25 protein-coding genes are annotated in these 23,003 nt (G+C 62.4%); 15 read left to right on the forward strand and 10 right to left on the reverse strand.

The features are described 5' to 3' along the window. The 5 genes from fabZ to AC2FMM_RS11000 form a co-directional block, all read left to right on the forward strand. Window positions 1-456: 3-hydroxyacyl-ACP dehydratase FabZ (gene fabZ, locus AC2FMM_RS10980; RefSeq protein WP_496796567.1), on the forward strand; the 456-nt coding region annotated here is incomplete at its 5' end. Continuing rightward, the gene (gene lpxA, locus AC2FMM_RS10985; RefSeq protein WP_496796568.1) at window positions 453-1,238 is read left to right on the forward strand and encodes an acyl-ACP--UDP-N-acetylglucosamine O-acyltransferase; all 786 of its coding nucleotides are present in this window, start codon (window positions 453-455) and stop codon (window positions 1,236-1,238) included. The genes fabZ and lpxA, both read left to right, overlap by 4 nt. A 4-nt stretch (window positions 1,239-1,242) precedes the next feature. After that, on the forward strand, window positions 1,243-2,037 hold the full coding sequence (locus AC2FMM_RS10990) for an LpxI family protein (RefSeq protein ID WP_496796569.1): 795 nt from the start codon (window positions 1,243-1,245) through the stop codon (window positions 2,035-2,037). Beyond that, window positions 2,037-3,194, forward strand: a complete 1,158-nt coding sequence (gene lpxB, locus AC2FMM_RS10995; RefSeq protein ID WP_496741221.1) for a lipid-A-disaccharide synthase — start codon at window positions 2,037-2,039, stop codon at window positions 3,192-3,194. Before AC2FMM_RS10990 ends, lpxB begins: the two co-directional genes overlap by 1 nt. After that, a complete protein-coding gene (locus AC2FMM_RS11000; protein ID WP_496679958.1) occupies window positions 3,194-3,778 on the forward strand; it encodes a hypothetical protein in 585 nt (194 codons plus the stop codon). The genes lpxB and AC2FMM_RS11000 overlap by 1 nt, the downstream gene beginning before the upstream one ends. Here the strand turns inward: AC2FMM_RS11000 and mnmA are convergent. Then, window positions 3,772-4,917 carry a tRNA 2-thiouridine(34) synthase MnmA gene (mnmA, locus tag AC2FMM_RS11005; RefSeq protein WP_496796570.1) on the reverse strand — a complete coding sequence of 382 codons (1,146 nt, stop codon included), beginning with the start codon at window positions 4,915-4,917 and terminating at the stop codon, window positions 3,772-3,774. The genes AC2FMM_RS11000 and mnmA overlap by 7 nt on opposite strands. Window positions 4,918-5,047: 130 nt before the next feature. On the opposite strand from mnmA, the gene sciP reads away from it, so the two are divergent. The 5 genes from sciP (at window position 5,048) to AC2FMM_RS11030 (ending at window position 10,713) form a co-directional block, all read left to right on the forward strand. Next, a complete protein-coding gene (gene sciP / locus AC2FMM_RS11010) occupies window positions 5,048-5,341 on the forward strand; it encodes a CtrA inhibitor SciP (protein ID WP_496796571.1) in 294 nt (97 codons plus the stop codon). 85 nt (window positions 5,342-5,426) lie between these two features. Next, window positions 5,427-6,143 carry a response regulator transcription factor CtrA gene (gene ctrA, locus AC2FMM_RS11015; RefSeq protein WP_149775137.1) on the forward strand — a complete coding sequence of 239 codons (717 nt, stop codon included), beginning with the start codon at window positions 5,427-5,429 and terminating at the stop codon, window positions 6,141-6,143. A 121-nt stretch (window positions 6,144-6,264) separates the two neighbouring features. Further along, window positions 6,265-8,391, forward strand: a complete 2,127-nt coding sequence (ligA, locus tag AC2FMM_RS11020; RefSeq protein WP_496796572.1) for an NAD-dependent DNA ligase LigA — start codon at window positions 6,265-6,267, stop codon at window positions 8,389-8,391. After that, on the forward strand, window positions 8,388-10,478 hold the full coding sequence (gene recG / locus AC2FMM_RS11025) for an ATP-dependent DNA helicase RecG (protein ID WP_496796663.1): 2,091 nt from the start codon (window positions 8,388-8,390) through the stop codon (window positions 10,476-10,478). Before ligA ends, recG begins: the two co-directional genes overlap by 4 nt. Window positions 10,479-10,590: 112 nt before the next feature. After that, entirely contained in the window at window positions 10,591-10,713 is a 123-nt protein-coding gene (locus AC2FMM_RS11030; RefSeq protein WP_262504552.1) for a hypothetical protein, read from the forward strand. Between the two features lie 181 nt (window positions 10,714-10,894). On the opposite strand, the gene AC2FMM_RS11035 is transcribed toward AC2FMM_RS11030, so the two are convergent. Then, window positions 10,895-11,533: a MarC family protein gene (locus tag AC2FMM_RS11035; RefSeq protein ID WP_496682892.1), complete on the reverse strand. Its 639-nt coding sequence runs from the start codon at window positions 11,531-11,533 to the stop codon at window positions 10,895-10,897. Window positions 11,534-11,590: 57 nt separating this feature from the next. After that, window positions 11,591-12,043: an iron-sulfur cluster assembly scaffold protein gene (locus AC2FMM_RS11040; RefSeq protein ID WP_496711120.1), complete on the reverse strand. Its 453-nt coding sequence runs from the start codon at window positions 12,041-12,043 to the stop codon at window positions 11,591-11,593. A 48-nt stretch (window positions 12,044-12,091) separates the two neighbouring features. On the opposite strand from AC2FMM_RS11040, the gene hisI reads away from it, so the two are divergent. Further along, on the forward strand, window positions 12,092-12,481 hold the full coding sequence (gene hisI / locus AC2FMM_RS11045; RefSeq protein WP_496689244.1) for a phosphoribosyl-AMP cyclohydrolase: 390 nt from the start codon (window positions 12,092-12,094) through the stop codon (window positions 12,479-12,481). 10 nt (window positions 12,482-12,491) lie between these two features. Here the strand turns inward: hisI and gluQRS are convergent, their stop codons facing one another. From gluQRS to AC2FMM_RS11065, 4 genes are all read right to left on the reverse strand, one after another. Then, on the reverse strand, window positions 12,492-13,397 hold the full coding sequence (gene gluQRS, locus AC2FMM_RS11050) for a tRNA glutamyl-Q(34) synthetase GluQRS (RefSeq protein WP_496796573.1): 906 nt from the start codon (window positions 13,395-13,397) through the stop codon (window positions 12,492-12,494). Next, window positions 13,394-14,008: a class I SAM-dependent DNA methyltransferase gene (locus AC2FMM_RS11055; RefSeq protein ID WP_496689247.1), complete on the reverse strand. Its 615-nt coding sequence runs from the start codon at window positions 14,006-14,008 to the stop codon at window positions 13,394-13,396. Before AC2FMM_RS11055 ends, gluQRS begins: the two co-directional genes overlap by 4 nt. A 9-nt stretch (window positions 14,009-14,017) precedes the next feature. Then, on the reverse strand, window positions 14,018-15,385 hold the full coding sequence (gene trmFO / locus AC2FMM_RS11060) for a methylenetetrahydrofolate--tRNA-(uracil(54)-C(5))-methyltransferase (FADH(2)-oxidizing) TrmFO (RefSeq protein WP_496796574.1): 1,368 nt from the start codon (window positions 15,383-15,385) through the stop codon (window positions 14,018-14,020). A gap of 272 nt (window positions 15,386-15,657) precedes the next feature. Continuing rightward, window positions 15,658-16,443, reverse strand: coding sequence for an enoyl-CoA hydratase (locus AC2FMM_RS11065; protein WP_496711116.1), 786 nt, complete (start codon window positions 16,441-16,443; stop codon window positions 15,658-15,660). A 58-nt stretch (window positions 16,444-16,501) separates the two neighbouring features. Between AC2FMM_RS11065 and AC2FMM_RS11070 the strand changes: the two genes are divergently transcribed. Continuing rightward, complete coding sequence (locus AC2FMM_RS11070; protein ID WP_496796575.1) at window positions 16,502-16,945, forward strand: PaaI family thioesterase; 444 nt, start codon at window positions 16,502-16,504, stop codon at window positions 16,943-16,945. 62 nt (window positions 16,946-17,007) lie between these two features. Here AC2FMM_RS11070 and AC2FMM_RS11075 read toward each other — a convergent pair whose 3' ends face one another. After that, a complete protein-coding gene (locus AC2FMM_RS11075) occupies window positions 17,008-17,235 on the reverse strand; it encodes a DUF1127 domain-containing protein (protein ID WP_496682912.1) in 228 nt (75 codons plus the stop codon). Between the two features lie 99 nt (window positions 17,236-17,334). Here AC2FMM_RS11075 and AC2FMM_RS11080 point away from each other — a divergent pair, with 99 nt between their 5' ends. From AC2FMM_RS11080 to rpsI, 3 genes are all read left to right on the forward strand, one after another. After that, window positions 17,335-18,738 (forward strand): aminotransferase-like domain-containing protein, encoded by a 1,404-nt coding sequence (locus AC2FMM_RS11080; protein WP_496796576.1) that lies wholly within the window; start codon window positions 17,335-17,337, stop codon window positions 18,736-18,738. Between the two features lie 165 nt (window positions 18,739-18,903). Then, window positions 18,904-19,362, forward strand: coding sequence for a 50S ribosomal protein L13 (gene rplM, locus AC2FMM_RS11085; RefSeq protein WP_005983012.1), 459 nt, complete (start codon window positions 18,904-18,906; stop codon window positions 19,360-19,362). Window positions 19,363-19,368: 6 nt separating this feature from the next. Then, window positions 19,369-19,854, forward strand: a complete 486-nt coding sequence (rpsI, locus tag AC2FMM_RS11090) for a 30S ribosomal protein S9 (protein ID WP_149775125.1) — start codon at window positions 19,369-19,371, stop codon at window positions 19,852-19,854. Window positions 19,855-19,924: 70 nt separating this feature from the next. Here the strand turns inward: rpsI and AC2FMM_RS11095 are convergent, their stop codons facing one another. Continuing rightward, on the reverse strand, window positions 19,925-21,085 hold the full coding sequence (locus tag AC2FMM_RS11095) for an ABC transporter substrate-binding protein (protein WP_496796577.1): 1,161 nt from the start codon (window positions 21,083-21,085) through the stop codon (window positions 19,925-19,927). A 31-nt stretch (window positions 21,086-21,116) separates the two neighbouring features. Next, on the reverse strand, window positions 21,117-23,003 hold the full coding sequence (locus AC2FMM_RS11100; RefSeq protein WP_496796578.1) for an AMP-dependent synthetase/ligase: 1,887 nt from the start codon (window positions 23,001-23,003) through the stop codon (window positions 21,117-21,119).

Here is a 23,003-nt window from a genome sequence, read left to right on the forward strand (position 1 = left end):
AGCGCCGACATCCAGCTGATCCAACGGATCCTGCCGCATCGCTATCCGTTCCTGCTGGTTGACAAGGTTGTCGAGATCAACGGCTATCAGTCGGCGGTCGGCATCAAGAACGTCACCATGAACGAGCCGCATTTCCAGGGTCATTTCCCCGGAACGCCGATCATGCCCGGCGTGACAATCGTCGAGGCGATGGCCCAGACCGCTGGCGTGATGCTGGGTGTCGGCATGGACGTGATCGACAGCGAGTTGCTGATCTATTTCATGAACATCGACAAGTGCAAATTCCGCCGCAAGGTAGTGCCGGGCGACGTGCTGAAGATGCATGTGGAAACCGTGCGCGGCAAGAAAGGCGGCAAGATCTTCAAGTTCAGCGGCCGCGCGACCGTGGACGGTGAAGTGGCGGCCGAAGCCGAGTTCTCGGCCTATGTCGATTGGGACATGGAAAAGACAGCATGAGCCGCATTCATCCCAGTGCCATCATCGAAGACGGTGCGCAGATCGGTCAGGATTGCGTGATCGGTCCGTTCTGCCATATCGGCCCCAAGGTCCGGCTGGGCGACCGGGTCGAGTTGAAATCGCACGTGATCGTGACCGGCGACACCTCGATCGGAGAGGACTGCGTAATCTTCAACTTCGCCGTGATCGGTGAAATCCCGCAGGATCTGAAATTCGGCGGAGAGGACACGCGGCTGGAGATCGGCAAACGCAACCGCATCCGCGAGCACGTGACGATCAACACCGGCACCGAGGGCGGCGGCGGCGTGACCCGTATCGGCGATGACTGCTTGCTGATGGCCGGAGTTCATGTGGCCCATGACGTACAGATCGGTAACCGGGTGATCATGGTGAACCATTCCGGCGCCGCCGGTCACTGCATCATCGAGGATGACGTGATCATCGGTGGCATTTCCGGCTTGCATCAATGGGTACGCGTGGGCCGCGGCGCCATCATCGGCGCGTTGACCATGGTGCCCAACGATGTCATCCCCTATGGCTTGGTTCAGGCTCCGCGGGGCGAGTTGGAAGGTCTGAACCTGGTGGGCCTCAAGCGGCGCGGGGTACCGCGTGCGGACATCTCGGCCCTGCGTGCCGCGTTCCGCGAGATGGCGCAAGGCGACGGAACGTTCCTGGACCGCGTCAAGCGGCTGGGGGACGACACCGACAGCGACTATGTCCGCCGGATCGTGGAATTCGTGACCGGCGAGTCCGACCGGTCGTTCCTGACGCCGAGGAAATGAGCCGATGCTGGCCTTGATCGCGGGGACGGGCGTTTTGCCGGATGAACTGGTCTCGCATCTGGCCGAACGTCCGCTGATCTGCGCCCTTGAGGGGTTCGAGCCCGACAGGTTGCGCCCCGACATCACCTTTCCCCTGGAGCATCTCGGCAGTTTCATTGCCGAGCTGAAGGCGCGCGGCGTGACCAATATCTGCATGGCCGGTGCGGTGCGCCGCCCAAAAATCGACCCGGGCCGCATCGACGCGCAGACCGCGCCGCTGGTTCCGATCATCCAGCAGGCGCTGGTGTCGGGCGACGATGGCGCGTTGCGGGCGGTGATCGGTGTTCTCGAGGATGCCGGTCTGCAGGTGCAGGCCGCGCACCAGATCGCGCCCGATCTGCTGCCCCCTCTGGGATGCCTGACCCAGGCGCAACCGACCGAGGCCGAGCTGGCCGATGCCAACCGGGCCGTCGGCGTGTTGCGGGCGATGGGGGCCGCCGATATCGGGCAGGCCTGCGTGGTGCATCAAGGGCAGGTTCTGGCGGTCGAGGGCGCATTCGGTACGGCGTGGATGCTGCAGTCGCTGGCTGCGCGCCCCGATGCCGGCGGCGGCATTCTGTTCAAGGGGCCCAAACCCGGTCAGGACCGGCGCGCCGATCTGCCCGCCATCGGGCCAGACACGGTGACCGGCGCGGTTGCGGCTGGCCTGACCGGTATCGTCGTCGAAAAGGGCGGGGTGATCGTGTTGGACCGGCCCCAAGTGATCTCGGAATGCGACCGCCTGGGCTTGTTTCTCCACGTGCACGAGCGGGCAATGTGATGCGGGTGTTTCTGGTCGCCGGTGAGCCGTCGGGCGACCGTCTCGGCGGTGCGCTGATGGAGGGGGTGAAGACCCTTGTTCCGGATGTCGAATTCGACGGGGTCGGCGGGCCGCTGATGCAGGCCCAGGGTCTGGTCAGCCGCTTTCCGATGTCCGAGCTCAGCGTGATGGGCCTAGTCGAGGTTTTGCCCAAGTTCTTTCACCTCAAGCGCCGCATCGCCGAAACCGCGCAGGCCGTTCTGGACACCCAGCCCGACGTTCTGATCACCATCGACAGCCCCGACTTTTCGCTGCGCGTGGCCAAGCAGGTCAAGGCGCGCAGCAATATACGGACCGTGCACTATGTCGCGCCTAGCGTCTGGGCCTGGCGCCCCAAGAGGGCGGACAAGATGGCCAAGGTCATCGACCATGTTCTGGCCCTGCTGCCGTTCGAGCCGCCCTATATGGAAAACGCCGGAATGGAGTGCGACTTCGTCGGCCACCCGGTGGCCAGCGAGCCGGTTGCAACCGACGCGCAGATCGCGCAGTTCCGCGCCGATCACGGTCTTGGCGACGCGCCGATCCTGCTGGCCTTGCCCGGCTCGCGCCGTGGTGAGGTCGATCGGCTGGCGCCCGTATTTGGCGCGGCGCTTGAACTATACCTGAAAGACCGCCCCGACATGCGGGTGGTGGTTCCTGCGGTCGCGCATGTGGCCGATACCGTGGCCGCCCATGTCCGGTCCTGGCCGGGTCAACCGGTCGTGGTGGACCCCCGCAACATCGACACGGATCAGGCGGTGGCCAGCAAGCGCGCGGCCTTTGCCGCAGCCGAGATCGCCCTGGCCGCGTCCGGCACGGTCTCGCTGGAACTGGCGGCCCAATCTACGCCGATGGTGATTGCCTACAAGCTGACTTGGCTGACCCAGAAGATCGCCGAGCGCATGGTCAAGCTGGATACGGTCACACTGGTCAACCTCGTATCCGAGACCCGAACGGTGCCGGAATGCCTGCTGGATGATTGCACGCCCGAAACCATCGCCGCCGCGCTTGGCGCCGTGTCGGCCGCGCCGGGCGCGCAGGAACAGGCAATGGCCGTCACGATGGAACGTCTCGGCCGCGGTGGCGAAGCGCCCGGTCTTCGGGCTGCACGCGCGGTGTTGGAGCGGATGAAGCCGTGATGCTGGACCATGTGGTCTTTGCGGCCTCGGCCTTCATGGCACAGGTTCTGACCAATCTCGACAACCTCATGGCTCTGGTCGCCCTGATGATCGTCACCGGTCCGCAGCGCGCCGTTCTGGGGTTCCTGCTGGCACAGGGGCTGGTGATCGGCGTGGCCTTCCTGCTGGCACTGGGGGTCGAGGATGTGGTGCCGCACCGGGCTGGCTACCTCGGCACCATCCCTCTGGCCTTGGGGCTTTTCGGAGCCTTTCGACAGCTTCGCGGTGCAAAGGCGCAGGCCGCCCCCGCTGTGCCGGGCAGCGCCTCGGCACTGGTGACCATGCTGGTGTTCACGAGTCTTTCGATGGACACGTTTGCGGTCCTCGCCCCCTTGCTGGCCGACTCGACCCCCGATTTCCGGCTGGCAGGTGTGCTAGGGGCCGGCCTGGCCGCTCTCTTTCTTGCGGTTGTGGGGCTGATCGGTGGGCGCGCCCAGATCATGACGGGACGTCTGGCACAACGTCTGGAATACTTTGTGCCCTATGTCATGATCTGCGCCGGGCTTTATATCCTCAGCAACTCGTGGACCGACGCGGTTCAGTAACCGCGCCAGATCCAGCCACCGCCAAAAATGCGGCTGCCCCCGGTTTCATAAAACACGCAGGCCTGCCCAGGAGAAACACCTTCCTCTGGCGTCAGCAATTCGACCTCGGCAGTAGTGTTCGACAGAGGGCGAATGATCGCCTCGCGCGGGGGGCGGGTCGAACGTACCTTGACCGAGACATGCCATTCCTTTTGCGAAGTAAAGGGTTCGTCGCCCAGCCAGTTGATCTCGCGCACGGGGATGGTGCGGGTGGCCAGCATCTCCTTGGGGCCGACGACGACCTGTTTGCGGTCCACGTCCAGCTTGACGACATAGAGCGGCTCACTGAGCCCGCCGATGCCAAGACCGCGTCGCTGGCCGATCGTGTAGTGGATCACGCCCTCATGCTGACCCAGAACGCGGCCGTCGGCGTGAACGATCTCGCCGGGTTCGGACGCGCCGGGACGCAGTTTCTCGATCACGCTGGCATAGTTGCCGTTGGGCACGAAGCAGATGTCCTGGCTGTCGGGCTTGTCCGCCACGCTCAGCCCGTATTGCGCAGCCATTTGCCGGGTCGCGTCCTTGGACGGCAAGTGCCCCAGCGGAAAGCGCAGGAATTCCAGCTGCTCGGGCGTGGTCGAGAACAGGAAATAGGACTGGTCGCGGTTGGCATCTTCGGCGCAGTGCAATTCGGGGCCATTGGGGCCCATCTTGCGCTGGATGTAGTGGCCGGTGGCCATGCAGTCGGCCTCGAGATCCTTGGCCGTTTCCAGCAGATCTTTGAACTTGACGCGCTCATTGCAGCGGATGCAGGGCACCGGAGTCGCGCCGGCCAGATAGCTGTCGGCGAACTCGTCGATCACGGCGTCCTTGAAGATGTTTTCATAATCCAGAACGTAGTGCGGAAAGCCGCGCTCCTCGGCCACGCGGCGGGCGTCGTGGATGTCGATCCCGGCGCAACAAGCGCCCTTTTTGGCCAGCGCCGCCCCGTGGTCATACAGTTGCAGCGTCACACCGACCACGTCATAGCCCTGATCCGCCAGATAAGCCGCCACGACCGAGCTGTCGACACCGCCCGACATGGCAACGACCACCCGCGTTTCCGACGGGGGTTTGGCAAAGCCAAGCGAGTTCAGAGGAGTCTCGGTGTCGAGGGCCATGGGCTGTTCCAGTCCGGGTTAAGAAAGACCGGCAGAATATAAGAAAATTCTACGCACTCTCAAGAGGCGGTTTCACGCCGCATTAAGTAGACTGACGCCAGCTTTGTGACAAAAGAAAAAGGGTCGCAGGATGTATTTGCACAAAGTTGAGGGACCAAGGTCGATAACCCTGCCGGATGGAACGGTTCTGTCGCGGGCCGATCTGCCGCCGCCCGATACCAGTCGGTGGGTCGCCTCTAGGAAGGCCATGGTAGTGCGCGGCGTACTGTATGGCCTGATCACGTTGTCGGACGCCAAGAAACGCTATGGGCTGAGCGACGAGGAGTTCAACAGCTGGGTTGCGGCGGTGGCCGAACACGGAATCGATGCGCTGAAGGTGACGGCCTTAAAAAAATATAGACGCCCTAAAGGCGAAAGCGAATAAATGAATCAACGGTAACGTCAGATTAACCATTTGTGGTCAGGCTCGGATCAAACCGGAATGAACAGACCTGAACTGGAGCAGCAGAATGCGCATACTTCTTGTCGAGGATGATCCCACAACGTCGAAAAGCATCGAACTGATGCTGACACACGCCAACCTGAACGTCTATGCGACGGATCTGGGCGAGGAAGGGATCGATCTGGCGAAACTGTATGACTATGATCTGATCCTTCTGGACCTGAATCTGCCGGATATGAACGGTCATGAAGTGCTTCGCCAGCTGCGCATCGCCCGAGTTGAAACGCCGATCCTGATCCTGTCGGGGGCCGATGATACCGAAAGCAAGATCAAAGGGTTCGGTTTCGGGGCCGATGATTACCTGACGAAACCGTTCCACCGCGAAGAACTGGTGGCCAGGATCCACGCAATCATCCGACGGTCGAAGGGGCATTCGCAGTCGATTATCCGCACCGGCAAGATCGCGGTGAACCTGGATGCCAAGACCGTCGAGGTGGACGGGCAGGCGGTTCATTTGACCGGCAAGGAATACCAGATGCTAGAACTGCTCAGCCTGCGCAAGGGTACGACCCTGACCAAGGAGATGTTCCTCAACCACCTCTACGGCGGGATGGACGAGCCGGAACTGAAGATCATCGACGTCTTCATCTGCAAGTTGCGCAAGAAGCTCAGCAATGCCACCGGTGGCGACAACTATATCGAGACGGTCTGGGGGCGGGGATACGTGCTGCGCGACCCCCAGAAGGACGGTATCGAGGAAAACCGCCTGGCCGTCGGCGCCTGATCGGCCTCGAGCACGCCGCCGGAGGTCCAGGGCGGCAATTCCACTCCCGGCTCAGCACGTCTGGACCTAGCCATGGCCTCGCCCTATCACTGGTGCCAACCAGACATGACAGGGCGAGGCCATGAGCAATCCGATTCCCGTGCAAGACCTGACCGAAGACCAGGCCAAGGAGGAGCTGGCGCGCCTGGCGTCCGAGTTGACGCGGGCGAATGATTTGTATCACGGTGAGGACGCTCCAGAGATTTCCGACGCGGAATATGATGCGCTGAAGCGCCGAAATCAGGAAATCGAGGCGCGGTTTCCGCATCTGAAACGCCCGGACAGCCCGAGCGAACAGGTCGGGGCTCGCCCGTCGGACGGGTTCGAAAAGGTTCGTCACGCGGTTCGGATGATGTCGCTGGGCAACGCTTTCGACGAGGCGGATGTGCGGGACTTCGTTCGGTCGGTCCAGAAATACCTGGGGCTCCAAGAAGACAAAGTGCCTGAATTTACCGCCGAGCCGAAAATTGACGGGTTGTCACTGTCCCTGCGCTATGAAAACGGCACGTTGGTTCAGGCCGCGACCCGCGGTGACGGTGAGGTAGGCGAGAACGTCACTGCCAACGCGATGACCGTTCGCGACATTCCGAAAACTCTCACCGATGCGCCCGAGATCCTGGAGGTCCGGGGCGAGGTCTACATGTCGCATGAGGATTTCGCCCGGCTGAACCAGAAACAAACTGAAATCGGGGGCAAGCTGTTTGCAAACCCCCGAAACGCGGCGGCGGGATCGCTGCGCCAGTTGAACCCCGAAGTCACCCGTTCGCGCCCACTTCGGTTCTTCGCCTATGCTTGGGGCGAGCTGTCCGAACCGCTGGGGCGTACCCAGGTCGATGGCCTGTCCCGGCTGGCCGCCTTGGGGTTTGCCACCAATGAATTGACGCAACTGTGCCGCTCGGTTGATGAGATGCTGGCCCACTACCGGGCGATCGAAGAGCAGCGCGCGACACTGGGCCATGACATCGATGGCGTGGTCTACAAGGTTAACGACCTGGCGCTGCAGGCGCGGTTGGGCTTTCGCTCGACAACGCCGCGTTGGGCGATCGCGCACAAGTTTCCGGCCGAAACGGCCTGGACCGGGCTCGAAGCAATCGACATTCAGGTCGGCCGAACTGGCGCGCTCAGCCCGGTTGCGCGCCTGCACCCGGTGACCGTGGGGGGCGTGGTTGTATCGAACGCCACGCTGCACAACGAAGACTATATCGCCGGGCGTGACGCCAAGAGCAACGTGATCCGCGATGGCAAGGATATCCGCGTCGGCGACTGGGTGCAGGTCTATCGTGCCGGTGACGTGATTCCAAAGATCGCCGACGTCGATCTGAGCAAACGCCCCGACTGGGCCGTGCCTTTCGAGTTTCCGACCAAGTGCCCCGAATGCGGCAGCGATGCCATCCGAGAGGAGGGCGACGCAGTGCGCCGCTGCACAGGTGGGGTCATCTGCCCGGCGCAGGCCGTTGAAAAGCTGAAACATTTCGTTTCGCGCAAGGCTTTCGACATCGAAGGTTTGGGCGCCAAGCAGATCGAGATGTTCTATGAAGATCCTGATCTGCCCGTGAAAACTCCGGTGGACATCTTCACGCTGCAGCAACGCGACGCGAAGAACCTGAACAAACTGGCCAACCGCAAGGGCTGGGGCCGGCAGAGCGTTGCAAAATTGTGGGCCGCGATCGACGAAAAGCGCACCGTTCCGCTGGCCCGGCTGTTGTTTGCACTGGGGATCCGCCATGTGGGCGAAGCTGCGTCGAACCTGTTGGCCAACCACTATGGCTCGTGGGAGGCGTTTGAAAAAGCGATGACCGCCGCCGCCGATTTTGAGGGCCCCGAATGGCAGGAACTGCTGAGTATCGATGGCGTGGGCGAGGTAATGGCCCGCACCCTGGTTTCGACATTCGCGCAAGAGGCCGAGCGGAAAACCATTGACGACCTGGTGGCGCAGTTGAACGTGCTGGATGCGGTCCGGCCCGATACAAGCAACAGCCCGGTCGCGGGAAAGACCATCGTGTTTACCGGAACGCTCGAGAAAATGACCCGCGCCGAGGCCAAGGCCCGGGCCGAGGCATTGGGGGCCAAGATGTCCGGCTCGGTGAGCAAGAAAACCGATATCGTGGTTGCGGGTCCGGGTGCCGGGTCCAAGGCCAGAAAGGCGGCCGAACTTGGCGTCAAGGTCCTGGATGAAGACGAATGGCTGCACCTGATCGGGGACGCATGAGCGGGCGCCCCGAGCAGCTCTTCCCGCTGTTTGCGGGACTCGAGACGCTGGACGGCGTCGGCCCCAAGACGGCCCGTCTGTTGGGGCAGATGGGGCTCGAGACGCCGCGCGACCTGCTGTTCGCCTTGCCTTATGCGGTGATCGACAGGCGCAGACGTGACACGATCCACGGCGTTGACCTGCCGGCGACCCTGACCGTCGAAGTGACCGTGGGTGCCCATCGTCCGCCGCGCAACCGGGGCGGCGCCTATCGGGTGTTTGTGCAGGACAGCCAGAGTGATTTCCAACTCGTGTTCTTTCATGCGCGCGGCGACTACCTGAAGAAAATCCTGCCGGAAGGGGCGCGGCGGGTGATTTCGGGAAAGCTGGAACTGTTTGACGGTACGGCCCAAATGGTTCACCCCGATCATGTTGTGCCGATCGATCAGGCCGGGTCGATCCCGGAATTCGAGCCGATCTATCACTTGACCCAGGGGGTGACGCAGAAAACCGCCTTCAAGGCGGCGCAAAGCGCGCTGGCCCGGGTGCCGGATCTTGCAGAATGGGCGGACCCGGCCTTGGTTCAGCGCCGGGGATGGCCGGGATGGCCCGAAGCGATCCGCGACGCCCACAATCCACGCGGTGCCGATGACGTTGCCCCATTCGCACCCGCACGCGAGCGTCTGGCCTATGATGAGCTTTTCGCCCACCAACTGACCCTTGCCCTGGCGCGGCAGCGTGAGCGCAAGTCGCGCGGGATCGTCAGCGTCGGCACCGGCGCTTTGCAGTCGAAGGTGCTGAAAAAACTGCCCTATCAACCGACGCAGGCACAACAGCGCGCAATCCGCGAGATCGCGGCCGACATGGCCTCGGACGCGCGGATGAACCGGTTGCTTCAGGGCGATGTCGGCGCGGGCAAGACATTGGTGGCCTTCATGGCCTTGTTGATCGCCGTCGAGGCCGGCGGTCAGGGTGTGATGATGGCGCCGACCGAGATTCTGGCCCGTCAGCACCTGGAAGGGCTGCGCCCGCTGGCCGAAGATGCCGGTGTGGTGCTCGAGATCCTGACCGGGCGCGACAAGGGCGCCGAGCGGCGCGCGAAACTGGCGGCCTTACAGGCCGGGGACATCCAGATTTTGGTCGGAACCCATGCGGTGTTCCAAAGCGATGTCGCGTTCAAGGATCTGCGGCTGGCCATCGTGGATGAACAACACCGGTTCGGGGTGCGCCAGCGGATGGAACTGTCGGAAAAGGGCAGGGGTGCCGATGTTCTGGTCATGACCGCCACGCCGATCCCCCGCAGCCTGGCGCTGTCGCAATACGGCGACATGGACGTGTCGGTGCTTGATGAAAAGCCGCCCGGGCGCAAACCGGTCAAGACCGCTATCGTCAGCACGCAACGCATGAACGAGGTTGTGGACCATCTGCGACGTGCGATCGGCGAGGGGCGGCAGTGCTATTGGGTCTGCCCTCTGGTGGATGAATCCGAGGTTTCGGATCTAACCGCCGCCGAGGAGCGGTTCAAACATCTGCGGGCGCAATTGGACGAAGGCGTGGTCGGGCTGGTGCATGGCCAGATGCCTCCGTCCGAGAAAGACGCGGCCATGGCGGCCTTTCAGGCGGGGCAGACTAAGGTGCTGGTGGCCACGACGGTGATCGAGGTCGGCGTTAACGTGCCCAATGCCACGATCATGGTTATCGAACGCGCCGAGATCTTTGGCCTGGCGCAGCTGCACCAGCTGCGTGGGCGGGTCGGGCGCGGCGAGGGGGCCTCGACCTGCCTGTTGATGTACCAAGCCCCGCTGAGCGAGGGCGGTCGCAGGCGGCTGGAAGTGCTGCGCGAAACCGAGGACGGATTCCGCATCGCGCAGACCGATCTTGAAATGCGCGGAGCAGGCGACCTGATCGGGACGGCGCAGTCCGGTTTGCCCCGGTTCCAGATCGCCGACTTGGAGAGGCAGGCCGGATTGATGGAAATCGCCCAGACGGATGCCCGTGCATTGCTGGCCATCGACCCCAAGCTGACCACCGAGCGCGGCAAGGCGGCGCGCGTTCTTCTGTGGCTGATGAAACAGGATCAAGCGATCCGTTTGATTTCAGTGGGTTAGGGTCTGATTCCCCGAATAGTTCACAAATGTTCTCAAAAAGTTCTTTACCGACTCGGGGAAATATGAGAACAAAAGGTCAACAAAGCATTAAAGCCAGACCGGAGGAGACGCCATGCTGAGCCAGATCAAGACCGCAATCAGCCGTTCGCAGAGCACGCTGCTGCAAGATGCAGCCGGCGCGGCGTCCTTGATCGTGATGCTGATGGTGGCGCTGCATCTGCCTGTCGGGTTCTGACCCTTTCTGCCTGCGATCTCGTGCCGATAGCACCGCGCTGTCATCCCCATCTCAGTCAAGGGTGACCTGCCTGTCCCAAACCCCTTGAAGGGGCCGTGCCTCGGCCCCGCGCGGAACCCGGACCCCACACGAGACACGCATGACTGCCGCCGCCCTTTCGCCCGGAAGGAGCGGCGGTTTTTTATAATTGTCCCGTCTTGATGATTTCCAGCAGCGCCGACAGAACCGAGTTGGCCGCGACCGAGGCGAGGATCATGCCCATCACGCGGCTGATGATGGCAGCGCCGGAATGTCCGATCAGGCGGATGATCGGCTCGGCCAGCAGCATCAATACAAAGGCGGCCGCCAGCACCGTCAGCATGATCAGCGCGGTGATGCCCTGATCGACCAGGCTGTAGCGGTGATTGTCGGTCAGGATGACGATGGCCAGCATCGCTCCGGGCGAGGCCAGAGACGGCACCGCCAGCGGGAAGATTGCGGGGTTGTGCTGGTGCAGCTGGTCCTGCCGGTCTTCCTCGGCCACGCGTTGGTCGACCTCGGGTTTGCTCTCGCCAAAGATCATCGACAGGGCGAACAGAAACAGGATGATTCCGCCAGCCACCTGGAACGAGTTCAGGCCGATATCGAGCGCCTCGATCAACAATTGGCCGAACACCAGGAAGAACAGCAGGACGCCCGCGCTGACAAGGGCCGCCTGCAGGGCGGTCCGTCTGCGCGCGGCGACATCGATGCCGGCGGTTACGGCGATGAAAACCGGAATGGTGCCGATCGGGTCGATGACGACCCACAGGGTCACGAAATGTTCGAGCAGGTTTTCCATTGAAATCTCCGGCAAATATGGCCGGAGGTTAAATGCAACGTGCTGAAAATGCCATGTTCAGGCGCAATTGGCCTGTTCCGCCTGCGCCATGGCCTCGGCGGTGGCGTCCAACGCCAGCATGATCGAGGCGTGGCGGTTCTTGTAGTCGCGCGCGGGCATCAGCACCTCGAGCCCGTCAAAAGGCGCGTCAGGGGCGGGGCCGTCCTGTTTGAGCATGGCCTTGAGTTGATCGCGCGCCTGCTCGATCTGAGCGCGCGTCGCACCGATCACGGCACCGCCGACCACCGAGGCCGCGGCCTGGCCAAGCGCGCAGGCTTTCACATCCTGCCCGAACTCGGAAACCCGGCCATCCTTCACTTTGACGTCCACGGTGACGGTCGACCCGCACAGGGGCGAGCGTTTCTTGACGGTTGCACCGGGGCTTTCCAGGCGCTGCAAATGCGGGATGTCGGCGGCCAGTTCAAGAATGCGGCCGGAATAAAGCTTGATCAGATCGGTTTCGCCGGACATGGGTTCCCCTCGCTGCGTGTTCCCCATACATAGTGGCCATGTTCTGGGATGCAAAAGGTTTTTGCCATGTCGCGCGCCGTCTCATTTGACCCGTCAACGCTGAAATTCAACGAAACGGGGCTGATCCCCGCCATCGCCCAGCAGCACGACACCGGAGAGGTGCTGATGATGGCCTGGATGAATGCCGAGGCCGTGCGCAAGACGCTGGAGACCGGGCGCGTGACCTATTGGTCTCGCTCGCGCCAAGCGTTCTGGATCAAGGGCGAAAGCTCGGGCCATGTGCAAAAGCTGGTCGATCTGCGGGTGGATTGCGACCGCGACTGCCTGCTGGTTCTGGTCGATCAGACCGGCCCGGCCTGTCACACCAATCGGCGCAGCTGCTTCTACACCGCCGTCCGCGATGGTGATGAGGTCGAATTGATGGCGCCGTTGGCCTGACGGCGGTGCCTCACAACCCGACCATTGCGCGGATGTCCTGCGGCGAGGCGCCTTCCTCGCGATATTTCGCGATTGCGCGGGCGTCGTCGCGTTTGGCCAGCCGCTTGCCCGTGTCATCGCGGATCAAGCGGTGATGGTGATAGATCGGCGTCGGCAGTTCCAGAAGACGTTGCAGCACAACGTGGATGCAGGTGGCCTCGAACAGATCCTGCCCGCGCACCACATGGGTGATCTGCTGCGCGGCATCGTCCAGAACCACCGACAGGTGATACGAGGTGCCCATTCCGCGTCGGGATAGAACCACGTCACCGACGGCACTGCGCAGTTGATCAGCCTCGATGGTGATGGCCCCGGTCTCTCCGCCGGGACCGTGACCTTGCTCGATGAATGCCAGCGCAGAATTAGTCGTTTTAGCAGATGGTTGGAGGGCGGAGTTGATCTGTTTCAAGGCCTCGGCCATGTTCAGGCGCAAGGGCAGGTCGGTCGGTCGCGGCTGGCGCGCGGACTCGGGGGTCCAGCGTGAGCGGCACGTTCCGGGATAGACGATCCCGTCCGGGCCCAGCATTGGCTGGCCTTCCTGCGGCGCGCTGGCGGCCGCGGCGATGTCGCGGCGGTTGCAGGTGCAGGGATACAGCAGGCCGCGCGCCCACATTGCGTCCAACGCGCGGTGATACAGGTCCAGCCGATCCGATTGCCGCATGACCGGTTCGGGCCAGCTGAGGCCCAGCCAAGCCAGATCGTCTTTCAGTTGCGCCTCCCAATGGGGGCGGGCGCGGCTCTGGTCGATGTCGTCGATCCTCAGCAGAAACGTCCCGGCCCTGGCGTGGGCCATGTCATGGGCCAGCAGCGCGGAATAGGCGTGCCCTAGATGCAGGGGGCCGGTTGGAGATGGGGCGAAACGGGTGATGAATGTCACAGTTTTTCAACGATATAAACGTCGGACTTCAAATCCAGACCCGGAAGGTGTGGCCCGTGTTCGCGAAACAGCAGCCGCGCGGCGCCGATGTCCAGCCATTCGCTTAGGCGGACGGTATAGGCCGGGTCCTGCAGGGTATGATCGTTGAACGAAAAGGCCAACAGGCCCCCTTTGGGCAAGGCCTTCATCAGCATGTCGAAGGTTTCGGGCGGCGCTGCGCCTGCGCCGATCACACCGATGGCCGTGATGGCGCGATAAGCGCCGGTTTGCACGGGGCTGGGGTCGGTAATCTCGAAGGGGGTCAGGCTGCGATACACTCCCTTGGCCTCGGCCCCCTCCAACATGCGCGGGGTCGGGTCCATACCGTCGATCACGCGAAATCCGGCCTTGTGCAACGCAACGCCCGACAGACCCGTGCCGCATCCGTAATCCAGTACGGGTTCCTGCGGGTGCGGAAACCTGTCCCACAGCGCCTCGGCCACGCGGCCCGGAGTGGCATAGCCGTGTTCGGCCACTTCATCCTCGTAGGACGCGGCCCATTTCTGATAATGCGCCTGCGTTTCCTGGGGCGAATTCAGCTCATAGGTCTTGTCGAGGTATTTTTTGCTCATGCGCTCAGTCTAGGCGGGCGCGGCGTCCTGCGTCCAGTCGGCTTGGGCCAGCCACGCCTGCCATGCGGCCTTGGCGCGGTCGGTATAGGCCTTGTAGCGGTCCTTGCGGCCACGCCGTCCGCCTTTCAACCCGTCGACCGGCCGGAATAGGCCGAAGTTGACGTTCATCGGCTGAAAGGTCTTGGCCTCGGCCCCGCCGGTGATGTGATGGATCAGCGCGCCCATGGCGCTGTCCTGCGGAACCGGGGGCAGGGAGTGGCCCAGAATCTCGGCAGCCGCCAGACGTCCGGCCAGCAGACCCATCGCGGCGCTTTCGACATAGCCTTCGACCCCTGTGATCTGTCCGGCGAACCGGATGTTCGGCCTGGTTTTCAGCCGCATCTGCGCGTCCAGCAGGGTGGGCGAGTTGATGAACGTGTTGCGGTGGATGCCGCCCAGCCGGGCAAAGCTGGCATTCTCGAGCCCCGGAATCATCCGGAACACCTCGGTCTGCGCGCCGTATTTCATCTTGGTCTGGAATCCCACGATGTTGAACAGCGTGCCCAAAGCGTTGTCGCGGCGCAGTTGTACCACCGCATAGGGTTTGACGTCCGGCTGGTGCGGATTGGTCAGGCCCACCGGTTTCATCGGCCCATGGCGGAGGGTCTCGCGGCCCCGTTCGGCCATCACCTCGATCGGCAGGCAGCCGTCGAAATAGCCGGCGGTCTCACCTTCGTGGAACTCGGTCTTGTCGGCGGCCAGCAGCGCATCGATAAAAGCTTCGTACTGGTCGCGGTCCATCGGGCAGTTCAGATAGGCGGTTCGTTCTTCCTCGGTCTCGCCCTTGTCATAGCGCGACTGCATCCACGCCTTGCTCATGTCGATCGTGTCGGCATAGACGATCGGGGCGATCGCGTCGAAAAAGGCCAGCGCTTCGGCGCCGGTCTCGCGCTGGATTGCCTGACCCAGGGCGGGTGAGGTCAGAGGGCCGGTGGCAAAGATCCAGTGGCCTTGGTCCGGCAGCTCTGTCACCTCTTCATGGCTGACGCTGACCCGGGGGTGCGCTTTCAGGCGCGCGGTGACGGTCTCGGCAAAAGGCTCACGGTCGACGGCCAAGGCACCGCCGGCGGGCAGGCGGTGGGCATCAGCGCTGGCCATGATCAGCCCGTTGGCCGCGCGCATCTCCCAATGTAGCAGGCCGACGGCGTTCTGCTCGTCATCGTCCGACCGGAACGAGTTCGAACACACCATCTCGGCCAGGTTGCCGGTCTGGTGCGCAAAGGTGCCAGTTTCGGGGCGCATTTCGTAAATCACGACGTCCACGCCCATCTCGGCGGCCTGCCATGTGGCCTCGGATCCGGCCATGCCGCCGCCCACGATATGCAATTTCTGTGTCATGCGCGTTCACATAAGCCACGCTGGCCGATTGCGCAACGGTCAGCCACAGTTACACGCACTGCTGCGGCAAGCCATTGAAAAAAGGGAAAATCTTGGGGTCGCCGCTGCGGGAATCTTAGCGCCAGTGAGAGAGACCGGCTGGAGGGACCTTCCGCCCACGGCGACCCAAAAGAATGTCAGAGCCTCGGCTCTGTCCCAGCATTGCCACAGAGTTGCCCTTTTGGAAAGTGAAAAAATGCGAACATTCGAGAATTTTGTTCATCACCTTTGCGTCATTGCGTCCAATTGGGCGGTCGTTTTTCGATGAAGGCGGAAATTCCTTCCTCGGTGTCGCGATGCATCATATTCTGTGCCATTACCTCTCCGGTATAGGCATAGGCCTGTTCCAGCGGCATCTGGATCTGCTCATAGAACGCCTGCTTGCCGATCTTGACGGCAGCCCCCAGTTTCGAGGCCAGCTTTTCGGCCAGGGCCCATGTTTCCTGTTGTAACTCGGTTTCGGGGACCGCGCGATTGATCAGGCCCAACTCGGCTGCGCGTTGGGCCGGGATGAAGTCGCCGGTGGTCAGCATTTCAAAGGCCTGTTTGCGCGGGATGTTGCGGCTGAGCGCGACCATCGGCGTCGAGCAGAACAGGCCGATATTCACGCCGTTCACACCGAACCGGGTGCTGTCTGCCGCGATGGCCAGATCACAGGTCGCCACCAACTGGCATCCCGCTGCGGTAGCGATCCCGTGAACCTGCGCGATCACCGGCTGGGGCAGCGACTGGATCGACATCATCATCCGCGCGCAACGGTTGAACAGGTCGGTGAAATAGGCCTTGCCGCCGTCCTCGGCCTGACGGCCCGCCGTCATCTGTTTCAGGTCGTGGCCGGCGCAGAAAGCCTTGCCTGCGCCCGACAGGATCACCGCGCGGATGGACCGGTCATCGCGCAGAGCGTCCAGTTCGGTTTGCATCGCGGCCAGCATCTCGTCGCTCAGGGCGTTCAGTCGCTCGGGCGCGTTCAGTTTCAGATGGGCGATCGCCCCGGTGTCGCTACGTTCCAAAATTGCCATCTTGCCCTCCCGCTGGCTGTCGGGCCAACTCTAGGTCGGCAAATCGAGGAGGGGAAGCATGTCATTGGCAATGAACAAGGAAGAACTGTCGCAGTACCTGGCGCAGGTCTTTCCGCAGGTACACAGGGATTTCGTGATCGAAGCCCTGACCGAGGACACGATCACCATGCGCTTGGTTGTCGAAGACCGGCACCTGCGCCCGGGCGGCACCGTGTCCGGGCCCTCGATGTTCGCCCTGGCCGATGTGTGCGTCTATTCGATGGTTCTGGCGCGAAGGGGCCGGCAATCGCTGGCGGTGACCACCAACAGTTCGATGGATTTCCTGCGCAAGCCCGAAGGCGGCACCGATCTGATCGCGCATTGCCGGTTGCTCAAGCTGGGGCGGTCGCTGGCCGTGGGGGACGTGCTGATGTATTCGGACGGGGCCGACGCCCCCTGCGCCCGGGCCAGCATGACCTATTCGCTGCCCCCCGCGGGCTCGGCTGCGGCGGCGTTCGGATGAAAAAAAGGCCGGGGACTGACCCCGGCCCAGGAAGAGGTCCCGCGAACGGGACTGGGGATGCTTTATTCGATCCAGAAATGGCGTCGGCTTTCGCGGTCCGCCTCGAAACGGTTCAGCCCGACATCGCGCAGCAGGCGATCATCCAGCTTGCCCAGATTGATGCGGCTGCGGCGCCGGCGTTCCCATTTGGTGACAGTCGCCGCAAACCGTACGGCCAATGCGGCGACCAACGGCAGCCGCGGGCTGTCGTTCAGCAGCAGAAGGGCGGAGGTGTGCATTGCGCGTGTCATCTGGGTATCCTTCCAAAATTGTATTGACACAAAACTTAAATGCTCGGTACATTGTCGTGGTACACTCGGGATTGTGATGAAGGCAAAGGAAGAATTGTAATGGATACAATTTGGCCGCAGGCGTTGCCTGAATCCAAGGGACCCAAATATACTCTTGTGGCGGACACAATCCGAAGGGCCATAGAAAACAATACGCTAAAGGTTGGAGCGAAACTGCCGCCGGTGCGCGAGCTGGCCTATCGGCTGAAGATCACCCCCGGTACGGTGGCGCGGGCCTATTCGATCCTGACCGACGAGGGATTGCTGAGCGCCGAGGTCGGACGTGGTACATTCGTGGCGCCGCCCAAGACGCCTCTGCTGGATGACGTATGGTCGCGGCAGTTGCATTTGCGCGATGACAAATACGAAAAGAATGTGAGCCTATTCAGCCCCCGTCTGCCGGATGTGGGGCAGGTGGCCCTGATCCGGTCCTGCCTTGCCCGCGTGGCGCAGAGCGATCCGGCCTTGTTCATGAACTATCCCACCCGCGACGCTTATCAGGGCGTGCGGCAGGCGGTGGTCGACTGGCTTTCCGACCTGCCGCTTGGCGCTTTGAACGCCGACGACGTCGTGCTGACCCATGGTGGCCAAAGCGGGTTGTGCGTTGTGTTCCAGACCCTATTGCGCGGGCCGAAACCCGTGGTTCTAGTCGAGGACCTGTCCTATGCCGGGTTCCGCCGCGCCGGTGAGTTGATGCGGGCCGAGGTCGTCGGGGTAAAGATGGACAAGTGGGGCATCGACCCCGAAGCGCTGGATCATGTACTGCGCCAGACTCCGGCGCAGGCGATCTGCGTCTCGCCCGAGGTGCAGAACCCGACCGGCAGCCACACGCCACTGGAGCGGCGTCAGGAAGTGGTCGAGATCGCCCGACGGCACGACCTGCAGATCATCGAGGACGATTGCTATCGCATGGGCGAGGCGCGTGCGCCCAGCTATCGGGCGCTGGCGCCCGATCGCGGCTGGCATGTCTCGTCCATTTCCAAGACCCTGACTCCGGCCCTGCGTGTGGGTTTTGCTATCGCTCCGCGTGACCGCGGCAGTGATCTACGTCGGTCGGCCGAGTACGGCTATTTTGGCCTTGCCCAGCCTTTGGCCGAGCTGACCCGTCTGCTGCTGACCGATCCCGCGGCCCGTCGGCTGGCACGGGATGTGCGGGTGAAGATGGGGGAGTATGTGCGTGTGGCGGTGAATGCTCTGGGCGGGTTCGATTTGAGCTGGGACCCGGAAATTCCCTTTGTGTGGCTGCACCTGCCGTCAGGCTGGCGCGCCGCTGCTTTCAGTCGCGCGGCCGAGCGTGAGGGGATCCAGATTCGATCCGCCGATGAATTCGCCCTGCGGGACGGGCGCGCACCCAACGCTGTGCGCATCGCGATGAACGGACACGTCTCCCTGCGGAAATTCGAAGAAGCAATGTTGCGCCTGCGTATCCTGCTGGACAATCCACCGGAGCAAATCAGCGTCTGACTTTGTGGGGTAAATAAATACCTATTTTGCAAGTTATTGAAATTCCTCGCTTAAAACACTTCGGTTGCGCTTGACCTGAAGTTTCCTTGCGTCTAGATACCCATCCATCGAATTCGGGCCGCCTCGGCAGGGGCGGTCTTTCACATCAAACAGGATTGTCCTGACATGAAAACCTTCTCTGCAACTCCTGCAGACATCGACAAGAAGTGGATCCTGATCGACGCCGAGGGCGTTGTTCTGGGCCGTCTTGCCTCGATCGTCGCCATGCGCCTGCGTGGCAAGCACAAGCCGTCGTTCACCCCGAACATGGACATGGGCGACAACGTCATCGTCATCAACGCCGACAAGATCCAGATGACCGGAAAGAAGCGCGACGAGCACTTCTACTGGCACACCGGCCATCCGGGTGGCATCAAGTCGCGCACCAAGCAGCAGATCCTGGAAGGCGCGCACCCCGAGCGCGTGGTCTACCAGGCCGTCAAGCGCATGCTGCCGGGCAACCGTCTGTCGCGCAAGCAGATGACCAACCTGCGCATCTATGCCGGTGCCGAGCACCCGCACGAAGCCCAGGCCCCCGAAGTTCTGGATGTCAAATCCATGAACAAGAAAAACACCCGGAGCTAATGACCGATGGCTGATCAGATCAATACTCTCGAAGAGCTGAGCGCCGTCGCAGGCGTTGAAACCGTGGCCGAAGAAACCGTCGTGCGCGAGCCTGTGCGTGACGAGCTGGGTCGCTCCTATGCAACCGGCAAGCGTAAAGACGCTGTTGCCCGCGTTTGGATCAAGCCGGGCTCCGGCAAGGTCACCGTGAACGGCAAAGACCAGGACGTGTATTTCGCACGGCCCGTTCTGCAGCTGATCCTGCGCCAGCCGTTCCAGGTTGCCGGTGTCGAAGGTGAATTCGACGTGGTCGCAACCGTCAAAGGCGGTGGCCTGACCGGTCAGGCCGGTGCGGTCAAGCACGGCATCTCGAAAGCGCTGCAGCTGTACGATCCCAGCCTTCGCGGCGCGCTGAAGGCCGCGGGCTTCCTGACCCGCGACAGCCGCGTCGTGGAACGGAAGAAATACGGCAAGCGCAAAGCCCGCCGTTCATTCCAGTTCTCGAAGCGTTAATCGCTTCCGAGGGCACAAAATGGAAAGGGCTCGCATCCGCGAGCCCTTTTTTCGTGGTCGGAAGTTGGTGTTATTCCTCGTGCATCTTCTTCCACGCCCCGTTTTCCACCACGCTGACATAGACCGTATCGGCGCCCTGATGGTCGTCGGGGCCAAAGGTCATGTGGTTGCCCACCAGATCATCCTGATAATCCAGTGACTCCATCGCAGCGATAAAGCTGTCATGTGTCAGCTCGGGGCCGGCGGCCTCTAGCGCCTTGACCATCATTTCGGCCGCCGCATAGCCCAGCATCGAAAAGCCCACCGGATCTTCGCCGGTGGCGGCCTTGTATTCCTCGATGAAGGCCTTGGGGGCGGGTTCATCCGCGCGGGCCCACAGGTCCTGCCACGAAGCGGCGGCGTAAAAGCCGTCGGTCACGCCACCCGGCACCTGTGCCACCACGGTCAGGAAACTGGCCGAAGTGCCTAGGAACTTCATGTCGGTCAGGCCCATCTTCTTGGCGGTGCCGACCACGGTGATGGCCTGCCGCACGCCCAAGGCGATTGTTACGATGTCGCAACCTTCTTCCTTCAGCTTGCTCAGCGAGCCCACGAAATCGGTTTCGTCAGGTTTATGAGTGGTTTCCGCGGCAAAGGTAATGCCGGCTTCATTGGCGCCTTCCTGGCTGCCTTCAAGGATTTCTTTGCCGAAATCGGTGGGCAGATACATCGTGCAGACCTTGTCGCCGCCGAATTCCTGCGCCAGATATTTCACGCCCGCGCGCGCCTGGTCATAATAGCTGGAAAACGAGGTGAACTTGTTCTTCATCGGTTCCTGCAGCATCTGCCGCGCGGCCGACAAGGGGGCGACATTGGGAATGCCTTTTGGGTCCAGCAGTTTGAACCCGGCCAGATTCATCGGCGTGCCCAGCGATTGCAGCATCGCAAACACCTTGTCGCGGTTCAGCAGCTTGTTGTAGCCCTGCATCGCGCGCGGCATCTGGTAACCGTTGTCTTCGACCACATAGCGGATCTTGCGGCCATGCACGCCGCCATTTGCATTGACCCGGTCGAACACCACGTTCGCGCCCTTGGTGGCCGGAACCCCCACGGCGGCAAAAATGCCGCTGAGGTCATTGACCGAGCCGATGACGATCTCATCGTCGGTCACGCCTTGGGTTTCGGCCCAGCCCATCGAGGCCAGGGCGGAAAGGGCGGTTGCTGCCGCCAGCCGTCTGATTGCTTTGGTCATGTGTCTTCCTCCCTTGGGATTGATCCCTGTTCTATTTGTACATGTCTTCAATGAGATGCGCGTGTTTCTTTTCCACCAGGCTGCGTTTCAGTTTCATCGTCGCGGTCAGTTCGTCATCTTCGGCGGTCAGCAGCACGTCGATCAGGCGGAAATCCTTGATCTGTTCGACCCGCGCGAATTCCTTGTTCACCGCGGCCACTTCCGCGCCGATCAGTTCGCGCACTTCGGCGGCGGCGCAGAGCGAGGCGAAGTTTGAGAACGGCACCTTGCGGTCCTGCGCGAATTTTTCGACATTTTCCTGATCGATCATTACCAGCGCCGTCAGGTACTTGCGGCGATCGCCGATGATCACCGCGTCCGAGATGTAATGCGAGAATTTCAACCGGCTTTCGATCTCGGCCGGGGTGATGTTCTTGCCACCGGCGGTGATGATGATGTCTTTTAGGCGGCCGGTGATGGTGACATAGCCGTCCGCGTCCAGATGCCCCATATCGCCGGTGCGCAGCCAGCCGTCGGCGGTGAAGGTCTCGGCAGTCTTGGCATTGTTGCGCCAGTAGCCCTGGAACACGTTCAGGCCACGGATCTGGATTTCGTCCCCGTCCGAAATGCGCAGATCGATCCCCGGTGCGGGCTTGCCGATGGTGCCGATGCGGTTGGCCTCGGGCGTGTTCAGCGTGGCGATGCCCGAGGTCTCGGTCATGCCAAAGCCCTCGACCAGTGGCACGCCGATGGCCCAGTACCATTTCAGCAGCTCGGGCGAGATCGGGGCCGCGCCCGACCCGCCGCGCCGCAGCCGGTCCATGCCCAGCATCCGGCGCAGGTTGCGCAGCACCAGCCGGTCCCACAGCCAGAAATTCGCGGCCACCGCTGGCGGCACCGGTTTGCCCTGCAGGATGTACTCGGCCCGTTTCATCCCGGCCTTCAGCGCCATGCCAAAGGCGGCACGCCCGGCCGGGGTGGCCTCTTGCGCCATGATCAGCACCTGCGAATAGATCTTCTCCCACACGCGCGGAACGGCGGTGAAGGTCGAGGGCGACACTTCCTGAAGGTTGGCAAAGACCGTCTCGGGGCTTTCCGCGAAGTTCACCGTGCATTTCGAGGCCAGCGGGAAGTAAATCGAAACATCGCGTTCCAGGATATGACACAGCGGCAGAAAGCAAAGCTGCTCATCCGTCTCCAGCGCGGGCAGGCAGCGTGCGCCGCATTCGATCGCGGCCATGATGTTTTCGTTACTAACCATCGCGCCCTTGGGCATGCCGGTGGTGCCCGAGGTATAGATCAGCAGCGCCGTGTCCTGCGGCGTGGCCAGCGCGATTTCGGCTTCGAATCGGCCCGGCTCTTCGCGCTCGGCCTCACGGCCGAGGGCATAGAGATCCTTGATCATCATGCAGCGGGGATGGGCCAGGTCGTGCAGGCCTTCGTCTTCAAGGATGATGACCTTCAACAGGCCGGGCACCTCGTCTTCAATGTCCAGAAACTTGTCCAGCTGCTCCTCGTCCTCAACGATCAGAAAGCGGCTGTCGCTGTCATTGACCAGGTATTTCAGCTGGCTGGCGGAATCGGTGGTGTAGACTCCCGAGGCGATGCCGCCGACGCATTGGATGCCCAGATCGAACCAGGCCCATTCCTTGCGGTCCTCGGACAGGATCGAGACGACCTCACCGCGTTGCAGTCCCAGATTGCGCAGCGCCAGCCCGATCCATTTGGCGTGCTGCCAGTAGTCGGCCCAGGAATAGGATTTCCAGATGCCCAGATCCTTTTCCCGATGCGCGGTGCGGTCGCCCAGGGCGGCGCAGCGTTTCTGGAACAGCTCGGGGATGGTAACGCAGCCATCGACCCTCACGGGGCGCTGGCCGGGCGTGGCGTTGAATTGAACGCCGTTGATGGTGGTCTGCGGGGGCAGGGTGGTCATGTTCAT

The organism is Ruegeria sp. BHSC043, assembly GCF_059612985.1.

Excerpts from the sequence above, each read along its gene's own strand:
- AC2FMM_RS11075 (WP_496682912.1), bottom strand. The coding sequence starts at position 17,235 with ATGACACGCGCAATGCACACCTCCGCCCTTCTGCTGCTGAACGACAGC.
- sciP (WP_496796571.1), top strand. The coding sequence starts at position 5,048 with ATGTATTTGCACAAAGTTGAGGGACCAAGGTCGATAACCCTGCCGGAT.
- AC2FMM_RS11000 (WP_496679958.1), top strand. The coding sequence starts at position 3,194 with ATGCTGGACCATGTGGTCTTTGCGGCCTCGGCCTTCATGGCACAGGTT.
- AC2FMM_RS11055 (WP_496689247.1), bottom strand. The coding sequence starts at position 14,008 with ATGAGCAAAAAATACCTCGACAAGACCTATGAGCTGAATTCGCCCCAG.
- AC2FMM_RS11035 (WP_496682892.1), bottom strand. The coding sequence starts at position 11,533 with ATGGAAAACCTGCTCGAACATTTCGTGACCCTGTGGGTCGTCATCGAC.
- AC2FMM_RS11080 (WP_496796576.1), top strand. The coding sequence starts at position 17,335 with ATGGATACAATTTGGCCGCAGGCGTTGCCTGAATCCAAGGGACCCAAA.
- mnmA (WP_496796570.1), bottom strand. The coding sequence starts at position 4,917 with ATGGCCCTCGACACCGAGACTCCTCTGAACTCGCTTGGCTTTGCCAAA.
- rplM (WP_005983012.1), top strand. The coding sequence starts at position 18,904 with ATGAAAACCTTCTCTGCAACTCCTGCAGACATCGACAAGAAGTGGATC.
- AC2FMM_RS11030 (WP_262504552.1), top strand. The coding sequence starts at position 10,591 with ATGCTGAGCCAGATCAAGACCGCAATCAGCCGTTCGCAGAGCACGCTG.
- hisI (WP_496689244.1), top strand. The coding sequence starts at position 12,092 with ATGCAAAAGGTTTTTGCCATGTCGCGCGCCGTCTCATTTGACCCGTCA.
- ctrA (WP_149775137.1), top strand. The coding sequence starts at position 5,427 with ATGCGCATACTTCTTGTCGAGGATGATCCCACAACGTCGAAAAGCATC.
- AC2FMM_RS11070 (WP_496796575.1), top strand. The coding sequence starts at position 16,502 with ATGTCATTGGCAATGAACAAGGAAGAACTGTCGCAGTACCTGGCGCAG.
- AC2FMM_RS11065 (WP_496711116.1), bottom strand. The coding sequence starts at position 16,443 with ATGGCAATTTTGGAACGTAGCGACACCGGGGCGATCGCCCATCTGAAA.
- AC2FMM_RS11100 (WP_496796578.1), bottom strand. The coding sequence starts at position 23,003 with ATGAACATGACCACCCTGCCCCCGCAGACCACCATCAACGGCGTTCAA.
- recG (WP_496796663.1), top strand. The coding sequence starts at position 8,388 with ATGAGCGGGCGCCCCGAGCAGCTCTTCCCGCTGTTTGCGGGACTCGAG.
- AC2FMM_RS10990 (WP_496796569.1), top strand. The coding sequence starts at position 1,243 with ATGCTGGCCTTGATCGCGGGGACGGGCGTTTTGCCGGATGAACTGGTC.
- rpsI (WP_149775125.1), top strand. The coding sequence starts at position 19,369 with ATGGCTGATCAGATCAATACTCTCGAAGAGCTGAGCGCCGTCGCAGGC.
- ligA (WP_496796572.1), top strand. The coding sequence starts at position 6,265 with ATGAGCAATCCGATTCCCGTGCAAGACCTGACCGAAGACCAGGCCAAG.
- AC2FMM_RS11040 (WP_496711120.1), bottom strand. The coding sequence starts at position 12,043 with ATGTCCGGCGAAACCGATCTGATCAAGCTTTATTCCGGCCGCATTCTT.
- lpxA (WP_496796568.1), top strand. The coding sequence starts at position 453 with ATGAGCCGCATTCATCCCAGTGCCATCATCGAAGACGGTGCGCAGATC.
- lpxB (WP_496741221.1), top strand. The coding sequence starts at position 2,037 with ATGCGGGTGTTTCTGGTCGCCGGTGAGCCGTCGGGCGACCGTCTCGGC.
- trmFO (WP_496796574.1), bottom strand. The coding sequence starts at position 15,385 with ATGACACAGAAATTGCATATCGTGGGCGGCGGCATGGCCGGATCCGAG.
- AC2FMM_RS11095 (WP_496796577.1), bottom strand. The coding sequence starts at position 21,085 with ATGACCAAAGCAATCAGACGGCTGGCGGCAGCAACCGCCCTTTCCGCC.